Origin of the sequence: Corallococcus sp. AS-1-12 (assembly GCF_020036995.1) — a bacterium.
Classification (GTDB): Bacteria; Myxococcota; Myxococcia; order Myxococcales; family Myxococcaceae; genus Corallococcus.
The window spans coordinates 157,058-170,471 of sequence record NZ_JAIQDD010000007.1 but is presented as its reverse complement, the minus strand read 5'-3'; the positions used below and the strand labels follow the sequence as shown (position 1 = coordinate 170,471).

Annotated in this window: 12 protein-coding genes; 7 read left to right on the top strand and 5 right to left on the bottom strand. The window is 70.3% G+C overall.

Annotated elements, in window-relative coordinates:
• Positions 1-99 precede the first annotated feature (99 nt).
• Positions 100-957 carry a neutral zinc metallopeptidase gene (locus K8556_RS14495; RefSeq protein WP_223740659.1) on the top strand — a complete coding sequence of 286 codons (858 nt, stop codon included), beginning with the start codon at positions 100-102 and terminating at the stop codon, positions 955-957.
• A gap of 9 nt (positions 958-966) precedes the next feature.
• Here K8556_RS14495 and K8556_RS14490 read toward each other — a convergent pair whose 3' ends face one another.
• The gene (locus tag K8556_RS14490) at positions 967-1,416 is read right to left on the bottom strand and encodes a hypothetical protein (RefSeq protein WP_223740658.1); all 450 of its coding nucleotides are present in this window, start codon (positions 1,414-1,416) and stop codon (positions 967-969) included.
• A gap of 352 nt (positions 1,417-1,768) precedes the next feature.
• Here K8556_RS14490 and K8556_RS14485 point away from each other — a divergent pair, with 352 nt between their 5' ends.
• Together K8556_RS14485 and K8556_RS14480 are read left to right on the top strand one after the other, a co-directional pair.
• The gene (locus tag K8556_RS14485) at positions 1,769-3,319 is read left to right on the top strand and encodes a parallel beta-helix domain-containing protein (protein ID WP_223740657.1); all 1,551 of its coding nucleotides are present in this window, start codon (positions 1,769-1,771) and stop codon (positions 3,317-3,319) included.
• Between the two features lie 39 nt (positions 3,320-3,358).
• On the top strand, positions 3,359-4,570 hold the full coding sequence (locus K8556_RS14480; protein WP_223740656.1) for an SO2930 family diheme c-type cytochrome: 1,212 nt from the start codon (positions 3,359-3,361) through the stop codon (positions 4,568-4,570).
• 17 nt (positions 4,571-4,587) lie between these two features.
• Here K8556_RS14480 and K8556_RS14475 read toward each other — a convergent pair whose 3' ends face one another.
• Positions 4,588-5,865 carry a dicarboxylate/amino acid:cation symporter gene (locus K8556_RS14475; RefSeq protein WP_223740655.1) on the bottom strand — a complete coding sequence of 426 codons (1,278 nt, stop codon included), beginning with the start codon at positions 5,863-5,865 and terminating at the stop codon, positions 4,588-4,590.
• Positions 5,866-6,027: 162 nt separating this feature from the next.
• On the opposite strand from K8556_RS14475, the gene K8556_RS14470 reads away from it, so the two are divergent.
• Entirely contained in the window at positions 6,028-6,222 is a 195-nt protein-coding gene (locus tag K8556_RS14470) for a hypothetical protein (RefSeq protein ID WP_223740654.1), read from the top strand.
• A 24-nt stretch (positions 6,223-6,246) separates the two neighbouring features.
• Positions 6,247-6,960: a S8/S53 family peptidase gene (locus K8556_RS14465; RefSeq protein ID WP_223740653.1), complete on the top strand. Its 714-nt coding sequence runs from the start codon at positions 6,247-6,249 to the stop codon at positions 6,958-6,960.
• 21 nt (positions 6,961-6,981) lie between these two features.
• Here the strand turns inward: K8556_RS14465 and K8556_RS14460 are convergent, their stop codons facing one another.
• Together K8556_RS14460 and K8556_RS14455 are read right to left on the bottom strand one after the other, a co-directional pair.
• Entirely contained in the window at positions 6,982-9,096 is a 2,115-nt protein-coding gene (locus K8556_RS14460; protein ID WP_223740652.1) for a catalase, read from the bottom strand.
• A 142-nt stretch (positions 9,097-9,238) separates the two neighbouring features.
• Entirely contained in the window at positions 9,239-10,261 is a 1,023-nt protein-coding gene (locus tag K8556_RS14455; RefSeq protein ID WP_223740651.1) for an NADP-dependent oxidoreductase, read from the bottom strand.
• Positions 10,262-10,417: 156 nt separating this feature from the next.
• Here K8556_RS14455 and K8556_RS14450 point away from each other — a divergent pair, with 156 nt between their 5' ends.
• Together K8556_RS14450 and K8556_RS14445 are read left to right on the top strand one after the other, a co-directional pair.
• Complete coding sequence (locus tag K8556_RS14450; RefSeq protein ID WP_223740650.1) at positions 10,418-11,017, top strand: Uma2 family endonuclease; 600 nt, start codon at positions 10,418-10,420, stop codon at positions 11,015-11,017.
• A 96-nt stretch (positions 11,018-11,113) separates the two neighbouring features.
• Entirely contained in the window at positions 11,114-12,283 is a 1,170-nt protein-coding gene (locus K8556_RS14445; protein WP_223740649.1) for a metallophosphoesterase, read from the top strand.
• Here the strand turns inward: K8556_RS14445 and K8556_RS14440 are convergent.
• On the bottom strand, positions 12,261-13,379 hold the full coding sequence (locus tag K8556_RS14440) for an alpha/beta fold hydrolase (protein ID WP_223740648.1): 1,119 nt from the start codon (positions 13,377-13,379) through the stop codon (positions 12,261-12,263). The genes K8556_RS14445 and K8556_RS14440 overlap by 23 nt on opposite strands.
• Positions 13,380-13,414: the final 35 nt, after the last annotated feature.

The following is a 13,414-nucleotide window of genomic DNA, read 5'->3' as shown; positions in this document are numbered from 1 at the left end:
CTGACGTCCGGACGCCCCGGGGTGGCACTGTCGCGGGCGGAGGGCCCGCTGCCTACCTTGGTCCTCGGATCGTCTTCTTCGCGAGACAGGGGGCACGGGATGAGGTGGGAAGGCGGACGTCGCAGCTCGAACGTCGAGGACCGGCGAGGCGGTGGCTTCGGGCGCCCGCTCGCGGTGGGCGGTGGCGCCGCGTCACTGGTGGTGGCCTTACTGGTGATGCTGCTGGGCGGCGACCCGTCCGACGTGCAGATCGGCACGCGCACCTCCCCGTATTCGCAGCCGGGCACGGGCGGCTCCGGGAGCGTGGACCCGCGGCAGGAGCAGTTGAAGGACTTCGCCTCCGTCGTGCTGGCGGACACGGAGGACACCTGGCCCGGGCTGCTGGAGCCCCAGGGCGTGCGCTACGTGCAGCCGCACCTGGTGCTCTTCTCGGACGCGGTGCAGTCCGCGTGCGGCATGCAGGAGAGCGCGGTGGGGCCCTTCTATTGTCCGGGCGACCAGAAGGTGTACCTGGACCTGCGCTTCTTCGACGAGCTGGAGAGCCGCTTCGGCGCGCCGGGTGACTTCGGCCGCGCGTACGTCATCGCGCATGAGGTGGGGCACCACGTGCAGAACCTGCTGGGCGTCTCCCGCAAGGTGCAGTCCCTGCGCAACCGCACGAGCGAGGAGCAGGCCAACCAGCTCTCCGTGCTGACGGAGCTCCAGGCGGACTGCTTCGCCGGCATCTGGGCCCACCACGCGCAGAAGGAGCGCGACATCCTGGAGCAGGGCGACGTGGAGGAGGGCCTGGGCGCCGCCAGCGCCGTGGGCGACGACACCCTCCAGAAGCGCGCCCGGGGCTACGTCGTCCCGGAGTCCTTCACCCACGGCTCCGCCGCGCAGCGCATGACCTGGTTCAAGCGCGGCCTGGAGCAGGGGACCCTGGAGGCGTGCGACACCTTCAACGCCCGGCGGTAGGCGGCGCGCTCAACGGCGCGGCAGCGGCTGCTGCCGCGTCCCCACGAGCGGCTGCTGGAGCTGGTACGTCCCGTTCATCGGCTGCTGGAGCTGGTAGCTGCCGATGAGCGGCTGCTGCAGTTCGTACGTGCCGATGAGCGGCTGCTGGAGCTGGTACGTGCCGATGAGCGGCTGCTGGAGCTGGTACGTGCCGGCCATGGGCTGTTGGAGCTGATACGCGCCGGCCATCGGCTGTTCGAGCTGGTACGCGCCGGCGAGGGGCTGCTGGGGCGGCTGATACCAGTAATTGTCCCAGAAGGCGCCGTCGCCGGAATTGCTTGTCACTGATTGCCGGTCATCCAGGTTCTGCGAGTCATTGCCCTCCGGGGCCGTCATCGCTTCGTCCTGCTGCGCCAGGGCCGTCATGGCCGGACCTGACGCGAGCGCCACCACCAGGGTCACCAAAGGTCCGGTGCGCATGGGCGTCCTCGTTCCTTCCGTCGCGGGAGAGGGAAACCGCGCCGCGACCTCCTTCTCAAGATGACCGCGCGGGTCGGCTCCGGGGAGCGCGGCGCCCGCGCCCGGGGGCCTGCCCGGGGGCCGGTCATGGGGCCGTGCGTCATTCGCATTCCGGACACATTGCGAACGATAGGCTTACCGCGTGCGCGTGCTTTTTTGAGCGTGACTGAAGGGGCGCTGCGTCAAAACACAAACGTGAAACTTGTGCTTGTCGTCAGTGTGTCTTTGCTCCGAGCATGCCGCCTTCCCGCTGCTTCGCGGGCCGCGGGCGCTTCCCCGTGGCCCACGCGGAGCGGCCTCGCGGAGGAACGACATGCCCCGTTTGCAGTGGACCCGCGCTTCGTGCGCGACCGTTCTGGCCCTGGTGGGGGCCCTCTCGCTGACCGCCTGCTCGGATGATGAAGACACCACGCCGGACTCGGGCGTGAAAGTGGACGCGGGGACGAACACGGACGCGGGCACGGACGCGGGCAGCGACGCGGGCAGCGACGCGGGGAGCGTGGACACGGGCATCCCCTGGGACGGCGGCAGCGCGGGGACCTTCTCCTGCGAGGGCAAGACCCAGGCGACGCTGAGCTTCGCGCCGGGCCAGGAGGAGGCGCTCCAGGACCAGGTGAACACGCTGGCCGAGTGCACCACCATCCAGCTCGCGGCGGGCACGTACACCTTCGACAACGCCATCACCATCCGCCAGAACGGCATCACGCTGGTGGGCGCGGGCAAGGGCGCCAAGGGCGAGGGCACGGGCGGGGCGCAGAGCACGGTGCTGGTGTTCACCAACGCCGCGGCGAACTCCAACGGCCTGGACGTGGTGGGCAACCGCTTCACGGTGAGCGACGTGGCGGTGTGGAACGCGAAGAAGGACGCCATCCGCGTGGAGTCCTCCACGGACGTCGTCATGCGCCGCGTGCGCACGGAGTGGGCGGAGGCCGACAAGGAGAGCAACGGCAAGTACGGCCTGTACCCGGTGAAGTCCAAGTACGTCCTCATCGAGGACTGCGAGGCCTACAACGCCGCGGACGCGGGCATCTACGTGGGCCAGACGGAGTACGCCGTCGTGCGCAACAGCGTGGCGAAGCAGAACGTGGCGGGCATCGAGATCGAGAACACGAAGTACGCCTACGTGCTGGGCAACACGGCCCAGGACAACACCACGGGCCTGGTGGTGTTCGACCTGCCGGGCAACCCCATCATGGGCACCGACATCCGGGTGAAGAACAACATCATCACCGGCAACAACCGGAACAACTTCGCCTCCGTGGCGAACAGCAGCAGCACGGTGTCGCAGGTGCCGGCGGGCACGGGCACGTTCATGCTGGCGTCGCGCCGCGTGGAGCTGACGGGCAACACCTGGGGCAACAACAACACGGTGGACGTGGCGGTACTGAGTGGCCTCGTCATCGAGGATGACCCCGCGCTGTGGGCCGCGGGCGGCTTCAACTTCGCCAGCTCCGACATCTACGTCCACGGCAACACGTTCCAGGGCGGCAGCGGCGACAACGTGGACAACGGCAAGCTGAGCCCGCAGTTGCGGCCCCTGGGCGCGGCGCTGGCGGCGCTCTACACCTACGGCGAGACGCAGGGCGCGGCGGGCGTGGAGCACCTGGTGTGGGACGGCGTGGACCCCTTCGGCCACGCCCGCACGCAACTGAACCCCATCAACATCTGCTTCGTCGACAACACGCTGCCCTCGGGCACCGGCAACGTCATCGCGGACCTGGACCTGGTGGCGGCGGGCGCGGCCGCGGCCAAGGGTGACTTCGCGGGCGGGTGGGCCCTCACGCGGCACTACCCGGCCAACAAGGCGGAGTTCAACTGCGCCGGCTTCAGCCCCGCGCTGACGATTGGCGATTACATCCAGTAACCGTTGTCAGGGAGCGTGACACCCATGTGGACGCCGTTCGTGAGCCCCCGTCTTCCCGCGGTGCTGCTGGCGTTGACGCTGGCGGCCTGCGGTTCCTCCGACCCGGAAGTCCCCGGGCCCTCACCCGACTCGGGGACCCCCGTGACGGATGCCGGGACGGAGGACGCGGGGGTTCCGGACGCGGGCACGGATGCCGGGACGCCTGACTCGGGCGTTCCGGACGCCGGTCCCGAGGACGCGGGTTCTCCGCTGGCCATCCCCAACGCGCTGTCGGGCTTCGGGCTGTTCACCGGAAGCCCGGCGGACGGGGGGCTGGTCCCGGTGGAGGGCAACGTGCCCTACACCCTGTCCACGCCGCTGTTCTCCGACTACGCGGTCAAGTCACGCACCCTCTACATCCCCCCCGGCAAGACGGCGCACTACGAGCCCGTGGCCGCGCTGGACCTGCCGGTGGGGACGCTCATCACGAAGACGTTCGCCTTCCCGGCGGACCTGCGGGCGCCGGACCAGGACGTGCGCTTCATCGAGACGCGCGTCCTGGTGCGCCAGCCCTCCGGCTGGGAGGCGTGGCCGTACGTCTGGAACGCGGAGCAGACGGAGGCCACGCTGGCCACCGGCGGCCGCTCCCGCGACGTGACGTTCATCGACTCGGAGGGGGCCACCCGGTCGTTCCGGTACTCGGTGCCCTCCAAGAACCAGTGCCAGCAGTGCCACCACCTGGTGGATGAGAAGGGCGACCAGGTGCTGCACCCCATTGGCGTGAAGGCGCGCTACCTGCACCGCGCGAACACCTACGGCGGCGTGGAGCACGACCAACTGGAGTACCTGGCTTCACTGGGCAAGCTGGACGGGCTGCCCGCCCCGGCGGAGCTGCCGAAGGCGCCGGACGCGTTCGACCCGCAGGCGGCGAGCCTGGACACGCGGGCGCGCACGTACCTGGACATCAACTGCGCGCATTGCCACAACCCGAAGGGCACGGCGGGCATCACCAGCCAGTTGTTCCTCAACTTCGACAACACCAGCCTGTTCAGCCTGGGCGAGTGCAAGCGCCCGGGCTCCGCGGGCGCGGGCGTGGGCGGCGAGTTCGACATCGTCCCCGGCAAGCACGACGAGTCCATCCTCTGGTACCGGCTGCACACGGAGGAGTCCGGCAAGATGATGCCGCAGATTGGCCGCACGATTCACCACGCGGAGGGCGCGCAGCTCATCGCGGATTGGATCGACGCGATGCCCCTGAAGGCCTGCAAGTGAAGGCCTGCGAGTAGCGCTCAGGTGGCCGGCGACGGGGGCTCCTCCAGCCCCACGTTGCTGGACGCGCGGTTGTAGACGGCCAGGTCCAGGAGCCCCTCCTCGCGGGCCACCAGGACGGGCACCAGCATCTGCCCGGTGACGTTGGTGAGGGTGCGCATCATGTCCAGCACCCGGTCGATGGCCAGCAGGTAGCCCAGCCCCTCCAGGGGCAGCCCCGCGGCGCTGAGGACCACGGTGGTCATCACCACCGCCGTGCCGGGCACGCCCGCGGTGCCGAAGCTGCCCAGCACGGACGCCAGCAGGATGATGAAGAGCTGGGGCGCGGACAGCGTCAGGCCGAAGTACTGGGCGATGAAGAGCGACGTCATGGCCGGGTAGATGGCGCCGCAGCCGTCCATCTTGATGGTGGCGCCCAGGGGCACCGCGAACGCCGCGTAGTCCCGGTTGACGCCCAGGTTGTGGGTGACGCTGCGCAGGGCCACCGGCATGGACGCGAAGCTGGAGGAGCTGACGAACGCCACCTGCATGCCCGGCGCGGCGCCCCGGAAGAAGCGCAGCGGGTTGAGCCCGTGCGCCGCGAGCAGCCCGCCGTACACGAAGACGACGTGCACCGCGCACGCGAGGTACAGCGTGAGGACGAACGTTCCCAGGGGCAGGAGGCGCTCGAAGCCGTAGGTGCCCACCAGCGCGGCGATGAGGCCGAAGGTGCCCAGCGGCGTCAGCTCCAGCACGAAGCGGGTGACCTGGATCATCGCGTCGCTGGCCTCGCCCACGAGCTGCCGCAGCCGCGCGGTGCGCTCCCCCAGCTTCACCAGCGCGAAGCCCAGGAGGCCCGCGAAGAAGATGACCTGGAGCATCTTGCCCTCCGCCAGCGCGGCGAAGGGGTTGGTGGGCACCACGTCCAGCAGCACCTGCACGGGGCCCGGCACCTGGCGGGGCTTGTAGTCACTGGCCGCCTGGAGCGTGCCCACGCCCACGCCCGGCTTCGTGAGCGCGGCGGTGCCCAGGCCCACGCCCACGGCCAGCGCGGCGGTGACGCCGAACCAGAGGAAGGTGCGGCCGCCCAGCGCCGCCACGCTCTTCTGGCCGCGCAGCGCGGACACCGCGTGGATGACGGCGAAGAACACCAGCGGCGTGGCGATCATCCGGATGAGCTGCACGTAGAGCGTGCCCAGGGGCTGGAGCCACGTGCCGGCGCGGTCGCCCAGCGCCCACCCGGCGAGCGCGCCCAGCACGAAGGCGCCCAGCACGCGCTGCCAGAAGGGAATGCGGAACCAGCGGGCCCAGGGCTTCATCGCGAGACACCTCTCACACCGGTGGACGGGCGGACCCTAACCCCCTCGCGGGTCCGGCGCCGCGCTACCCCGCGCGGGACGCCCCACATCATTGCGACCCGCTCCCCGGCCCCCTAGGCTCCGGACCGCTTTTCCCTCCAATCCAATGCCGGGAGTGCTCCCTTGAAATTCACGAGCAAGGACGTGTCGAAGCTGCTGGAGGACGTGAGCGGGTCCGAGGACCTCATCGGGTACGCCTGCGCCACGTCGTACATGAACGGCTACCAGTGGACCTGGAACGGCACCCAGTGGGTGGGCACCTACTACCCCACGTCGCTCAAGATGCCGGTGGGCGAGGACGCGTCCGGCTCCTGCTAGGCGATGGCTCCAGGTCCTGCCCCCGTGAAGGTCGCCATCGTGGACAGCGGTGTGTCGGTGGGCTTCCTTCGCGGGGCGGGGCTGGCGCTCGCCGGGGCCGCGAGCTTCACGGTGGACCGGGAGGCGCGGCGCCTGGAGTCCCGCGTCCACTCGCGTGAGGAGCTGGCGGCCTGGCGCGGCGGCGACCGCGTGCTGGAGGACCTGGAGGACACGCACGGCCACGGCACCGCGGTGCTGAGCATCCTGATGGACCAGGGCCGTCCCGGCGCCGGCGTGGAGTGGTACGTCGCGCGCGTGCTGGACGGGCGGATGCGCGGCGATTCGCTGGGCCTGCTGGAGGCGCTGGAGTGGCTGACGCAGGACGTGCGGCCGGACCTCATCAACCTGAGCCTGGGCACCGTGGGCCGCGCCTTCGAGGCGCCCCTCACCGCGCTGCTGGACCGGGCGGTGGGGCAGGGCAGCCTGGTGCTCTGCGCCGCGGGGCCCGTGTCGGGCCTGCCGTCCGGGCTGCCGTCGGTGGTGACGGTGGCGGACGCGGCCACGGCCCACGCGCTGAGGAAGGGGGACCTCGTGGACCACGTCGAGCACGCGTCCAAGGTGCGGCTGTACGCGGACGGGGCCTGGGTCGAGCGCCCCATCACGACCAGCTATGCCTGCGCGCTGGCGGCGGCGCGGGTGCTGCGCGAGGGCTGTCCTCCCGGGTGGCGGCGCGTCACCGCGTCACAGCGGACGCGGTGACGCCGCTCACCGGGTGGGGCCTCAGGCCGGGACGCGGTCGTGGTCCTTGCGGTCCCAGTGCCGGTGCTTCGCGAGCGCCTGCGCGAACGCGGTGGCCAGCGCCGCTCCGGCCCCGGCCTTGGAGCCCGCGACGACGCCGGGCGCGGCCGGGTCGATTTCACAGGCCTTGAGCAGCTCCTCCGCGTCCTTGGACGCGCCCACCGTCTTGCAGTGCAGGTAGGCCTCCTGGACGAAGTGGCGCGACTCGCCGTCCTTCTTCAGCGTGGCCACGCTCGCGGCGCCGCCGGGGATGAAGACGGCGTCGTACTCCACGGAGGCGGTGGTCATGGCGCTCTTGTCCACCGGCAGGTCCTTGCCGTTGGAGGCCTTCACGGTGCCCAGGCGCTTGGCGATGACCTTCAGTTGCGCGCCCCCCGCCTGCAGCTCCTTGCGCAGCGCCATCAGCTCGTCCGCGTCCACGCCGTCCGCGACGAGCACGCCCACCTTCCGCGTCTTGATGGACGGCGGCGTGGCCATCTTCATCGCCTCCATGCTCAGGGCCTTGGACGCGGGAGGGCCCTTGGGCGTGACGGGCGTGGCCTTGGGGGCGGGCAGGCCCAGCCCCTCCGCCACGGCGGAGACGAGCAGGGCGTCGATCTTCGCGAAGTGCTCCAGCACGCGCTCCTGGATGGCCTTCGTCTCCACCTTGCCCAGCTCGAAGCGGCACGCGTCGATGAGGTGCTGCTGCTCCGGCTCGGAGAGGCTGCGGAAGAAGAGGGCCGCCTGGCTGTAGTGGTCGTTGAAGGAGGCGGAGCGCTCGCGCACCTTCTTCCCGCTCACCTGCTCCGGGTGGTGCACGAAGCCGCCCTGCTGCTGGGACGCGAGGAACGGGCAGCCGCCGCCCAGCGAGTTGGGGAAGTAGTTGGCGCGGCCCACGTTGCTGGTGTGCCGGCCGAAGCCGTCCTGCTGGTGGTTGTGCACCGGCGCCACCGGGCGGTTGATGGGGATCTCCGCGAAGTTCGGCCCGCCCAGGCGCGTGAGCTGCGTGTCCAGGTACGAGAAGAGCCGCGCCTGCATCAGCGGATCATCCGTGAAGTCGATGCCCGGCACGATGTTGGACACGCAGAAGGCGACCTGCTCCGTCTCCGCGAAGAAGTTGGTCGGGTTGCGGTTGAGCGTGAGCTTGCCCACCGGCCGCACCGGGACGACCTCCTCCGGGATGAGCTTCGTCGCGTCCAGCAGGTCCACGCCCAGCGCCTGCGCGTCCTTCTCCTCCAGGATTTGAACGCCCAGCTCGTACTCGGGGAAGTCGCCCTGCTCGATGGCCTCGAAGAGGTCGCGGCGGTGGAAGTCCGGGTCCTTGCCGCCGAGCTTCTGCGCTTCATCCCAGACGAGCGAGTGCGTGCCCAGCAGCGGCTTCCAGTGGAACTTCACGAAGCGCGAGGTGTTCTTTTCGTCCACGAAGCGGAAGGTGTGGACGCCGAAGCCCTGCATCATCCGGAAGCTGCGCGGGATGGCGCGGTCGGACATGGTCCACATGACCATGTGCATCGTTTCCGGGACGAGCGACACGAAGTCCCAGAAGGAGTCATGCGCCGTCTGCGCCTGGGGAATCTCGTGGTGGGGCCCTGGCTTGGCGGCGTGGATGATGTCCGGGAACTTGATGCCGTCCTGGATGAAGAAGACGGGGATGTTGTTGCCCACCAGGTCCCAGTTGCCTTCTTCCGTGTAGAACTTCACCGCGAAGCCGCGCACGTCGCGCACGGTGTCCGCGGAGCCGCGCGAGCCCGCGACGGTGGAGAAGCGCACGAAGACGGGCGTCTTCTTGGACGGGTCCTGGAGGAACTTCGCGCGGGTGTACTTCGCCTGGGATTCGTACACCTGGAAGTAGCCGTGGGCGCCGGAGCCGCGCGCGTGGACGACGCGCTCGGGGATGCGCTCATGGTCGAAGCGGGTGATCTTCTCGCGGAAGTGGAAGTCCTCCAGGAGCGTGGGGCCGCGCGCGCCAATCTTGAGCGAGTCGTCGGTGTGTTCGACGCGGATGCCCTGGTCGGTGGTGAGGAAGTTGCCCGTGGGCTCCGAGCGGTCCCGCGCGAGCTGCTGGTCCTTGCTCTTCTCATCGACGCGCACCGCGTCCGGCTGATTCTGTGAGGTCACCGCACCGCCTCCTTCAAAATGGGCGTGCAGGGTGCCGGACGCGGCGGAGGCCGCACGTCCTGTGTCCCGCGTCTGGGGAGTGCAGGACGCAAGACGGCGGCTGTGTCCGGTGGCGTTCGTTCGCGACGTTGGCCAGCGAGCGTCAGGCGTCCTTCGCCAGGCGCACCAGCATCTTGCCGGTGTTGTCCCCGCGCAGCAGGCCGATGAAGGCGTCGGGGGCCTTGTCCAGGCCGTCCACGATGGTGGACACGTCCTGGACCTTGCCCTCGCGGAGCCACTGGCCCATGTCGCGCAGGAAGTCCGGCCGGCGGGCCGCGTGGTCGCTGACGATGAAGCCCTGGAGGGTGAGGCGCTTGCCCACGGCGAGCCCCAGGTTGCGCGGGCCGGGCGTGGGGGCGGTGGCGTTGTACAGGGAGATGGCGCCGCACAGGACGATGCGGCCGTGGTTCTTCATCAGGCTGAGGGCGGCCTCCAGGTGGTCGCCGCCCACGTTGTCGAAGTAGACGTCGATGCCGTCCGGGCAGGCCCTGGCCAGGGACTCGGCGATGGGGGCGGCCTTGTAGTTGAGGGCGGCGTCGAACTTCAGGTCGTCGCGCAGGTGCTGCACCTTCGCGTCCGAGCCGGCGCTGCCCACCACGCGGCAGCCCTGGATGCGGGCAAGCTGGCCCACGACGCCGCCCACGGCGCCGGCCGCGGCGGACACGAAGACGGTGTCGCCGGCCTTCGGCTTGCCGATGTCGAGCAGGCCCACGTACGCGGTCATGCCCGGCATGCCGAGCACCCCGAGGTACGCGGAGAGCGGGCCCACGGACGGGTCGGCCTTCTGGTAGTGCTTCGAGGGGGCGACGGCGTATTCGCGCCAGCCGCCGGTGCCGGAGACGACGAAGTCCCCTTCCTTGAAGTCCGGCGAGCGCGAGCGGACGACCTGGCCCACGCTGCCACCGTCCAGGGCCTCGCCCAGCTTGAAGGGCGGGACGTAGGACTTCGCGTCGTTCATGCGTCCGCGCATGTACGGATCCACGGACATGAAGTGGTTGCGCACGAGGAGCTGGCCCTCGGCGGGTTCCGGGACGGAGACCGTGGCGAGCTCGAAGTTGTCCGGCGTGGGAGCACCGTGCGGGCGGGACTTCAGGCGGATTTCACGTCCCTGGAGCGGCGTGGCCATGAGGGGGACCTTTCGTGAGTGGATGGAGATGCGGGCCTCTTAACCGCCGGGTGCGGGCGCGGCAGGGAATTGGACGGGAACCTGTGGAAGATGTGTGGGGTAGGGTGCTGGGCGTGTGCCCTGTCATGTCGGACGGGCGTGCTACCAACCGCCTTCATGGATAGAGTGATGGGCGGCGAGGACTGGGGAGACGTGATGGGAAAGAAGCCCGCGACCTATGCGGACCTGGAGGCGCTTCCCGAGCATGTCGTGGGGGAGCTCGTCGCGGGAGAGCTGTATGCAAGCCCACGGCCGGCGATGCTGCATGGCGTGGTGTCCTCCCGGCTTGGGGGAGAGCTCATGGGCCCCTTCTCGCGGGGGCGAGGTGGGCCTGGGGGCTGGATGCTCCTGGACGAACCGGAGTTGCACTTCGGGGCTGACGTCGTGGTTCCGGATGTCGCGGGCTGGAGGCTGGAGCGGATGCCCGATGTTCCCGAAACAGCAGCGACGTCTCTTGCCCCGGACTGGGTCTGCGAGGTGCTGTCTCCGTCCACCTGGAAGCTGGACCGCGAGGTGAAGCTGCCGGTGTACGCGCGCGAGGGCGTGCGGCATGTCTGGTTGATGGAACCGCGCACGCGAACGCTGGAGGTGTTCGGGCTGCGGGATGGAAGGTACGAAGCGCTGCTCACGCATACCGGGGATGCTCCCGTGCGGGCGGAGCCCTTCGACGCGGTGGAGCTGGACCTCGCGTTCATCTGGGGGCGCACGGCGAGCTGACGCAGTCGTTCGCTTCCTGTCGCTGATGCTCCCGTGGCGGCCGGGCGAGCACGGATTCTGGTGCGCTCGGGTGGAAGGCGCGGGAGGCTTGGGCCCATGCCGCTGTCTCCCTTCTCGCTCCTCATCGCGCTGGGTGCCGTGCTCGGGCACCTGTATCTGTTCCGGCGGCTCGTTTGGAACCTCACGTCCCGCCGTGGGCTTCGGATTGTCGCCGCGCTCGGGTTGGGGTTCATGACGCTGGTGCTGATTGCCCGGCGGTATCTGCAACGCACGCTTCCGGAGGCTCCTGGCGACGTCGTGGAGCTGGTGTCCTATTCGTGGATGGGCGTGGCGCTGTGCCTGGTGCTCGGGCTCGCGGGCGTCGACCTGGGACGTGCTGTGCTCGCTCTGGGGCGCCGGATCCGGCCTGCTCCCGCCGCGCCCTCCGTGGATGTCGAACGGCGCCGCTTCCTGTCGCAGGCGACCGCGGGTGGGGCGCTCGCGCTGGGTGGGGGACTGGCGGGGTATGGGAGCTGGCGCGCGTTCACCGTCCCCGAGGTCACGGAGGTGGTGGTCCGCATCCCGAAGCTGCCCCGCTCTCTGGACGGCTTCAGCATCGTGCAGCTCACCGACCTGCACGTGGGCCCCTTCATCCAGCGGCGCTTCATGGACGAGCTCGTGCGGCGGGCCAACGCGCTCAAGCCGGACCTGGTCGCCATCACCGGTGACATGGTGGATGGCACCGTGCCCCGGCTGGGCGGCTTTGTCGCGGCGCTCGGCAACCTCCACGCTCGCTACGGGAGCTTCTTCGTCACCGGCAACCATGACTATTCGTCCGGCGCGGAGGCGTGGGTCGCCCACCTGGGCTCGCTGGGCATTCCTTCGCTGCGCAACCGGCACGTGCGCATTGGCGACGCGGGCGGCGCGTTCGACCTGGTGGGCGTGGATGACTGGCACGGCGGCCGGCGCCTGGGCCAGAAGGGCTATGACCTGGACCTGGCGCTCGCGGAGCGTGACCCCGAGCGCGCCGCGGTGCTGCTCGCGCACCAGCCCGCCAACTTCAAGGTGGCCGCGGAGCGCGGCGTGGACCTCCAAATCTCCGGTCACACCCACGGCGGCCAGCTCTTCCCCATGACCGCGCTCATCGGGCTGAGCTGGGAGCACTCCGCCGGTCACTACCGGCACGGCGACTCACACATCTACGTCAGCCGGGGCTGCGGCTTCTGGGGGCCCCCCATGCGGCTGGGCAGCCCCCCGGAGCTCGTCAAGCTGGTCCTGACTTCGTGAGGAACGCGTCCAGCGCGGCGTTCACCGCGTCCGGGTGGTCCAGGTGGATCCAATGGCCGGCGCCCTCCACCACCTGGTGCGCCACGCCTTCCCCCAGCCGGTGGAGGCTGTGCGGCGTGTCGTTGTCCGGCGCCACGAGCGAGAACTTCGGCCCCGGGTAGCGCGCGAGCGCCGCCGTCAGGTCGAACCGCAGGCTGGAGCGCTGCACCGCTGTCACGGCGGACAGCGGCGTGGCGTCCAGGTCCGCCAGCAGCCGCTCGCGCACGTCCGCGCGCGGCCCCGCCATCTGCGCCCAGTCCTGCCGCACCGCCTGCGCCACGTCCGGCGCGTCCAGTGAGGCGAGGTACGCGGCCACCTGCTCCTCGGGGGAGCCGCGCGAGTCCGTCATCGGATCCACCAGGAACAGGCCCGCCACCTGCCGGGGGTTCTCCCCCGCGTACGCCAGCGTCACGCCTCCGCCGATGCTGTGCCCCACCAGCACGAAGCGGCGCAGCCCCAGCGCTCGCACCACGGCGGAGATGTCCCCGGTGAGCGACTCCAGCGTGTAGTCCTCCGGCTCCGGAACCGTGGAGCCCCCGTGGCCGCGCAGCTCCAGCGCGATGCCCCGGCGGCCCTGGCGGGACAGGTGCTCCAACTGCGCCTGCCAGTGGGACGCGTTGCCCGCGAGCCCGTGCACGAAGACGACGGGCAACGCCTTGCCGCCGCCGCCCGTGTCCACCAGCCGCAGGTCGCCCGCGGGCCCGGACACCCGGAAGTCGTCGAAGCGGATCCGCTGGGACTCGAAGGCCTGGCCCTCCGCGAAGGGGACCTCGTAGTGGGTGACGTGCAGGTCCCGCTCGATGAGGTAGCGGTCATCCTCCGGGAAGAAGGTGGCGCGCTCCGGCGAGTCCCCCGCGAAGCGCTTCACCGCGTCCATGGACTCCCAGAGGGTGACGAGGAGGAACTCCGCGCGCCCGTCCGCCACCTTGCGCAGGCAGTACGCGGCCAGGTTGCCCGGCGTGCGCCGGTAGTGCGTGAGGCCCGTCTGGTGGAGATAGGCGAGGTAGGCGTCGGCGTCCTCCGCCTTCGTCACCCCGCGCCACGTGCGTGCGAGCATTCCAGGTTCCTCGTGCCGCCCAAAGGAGGGAGCCG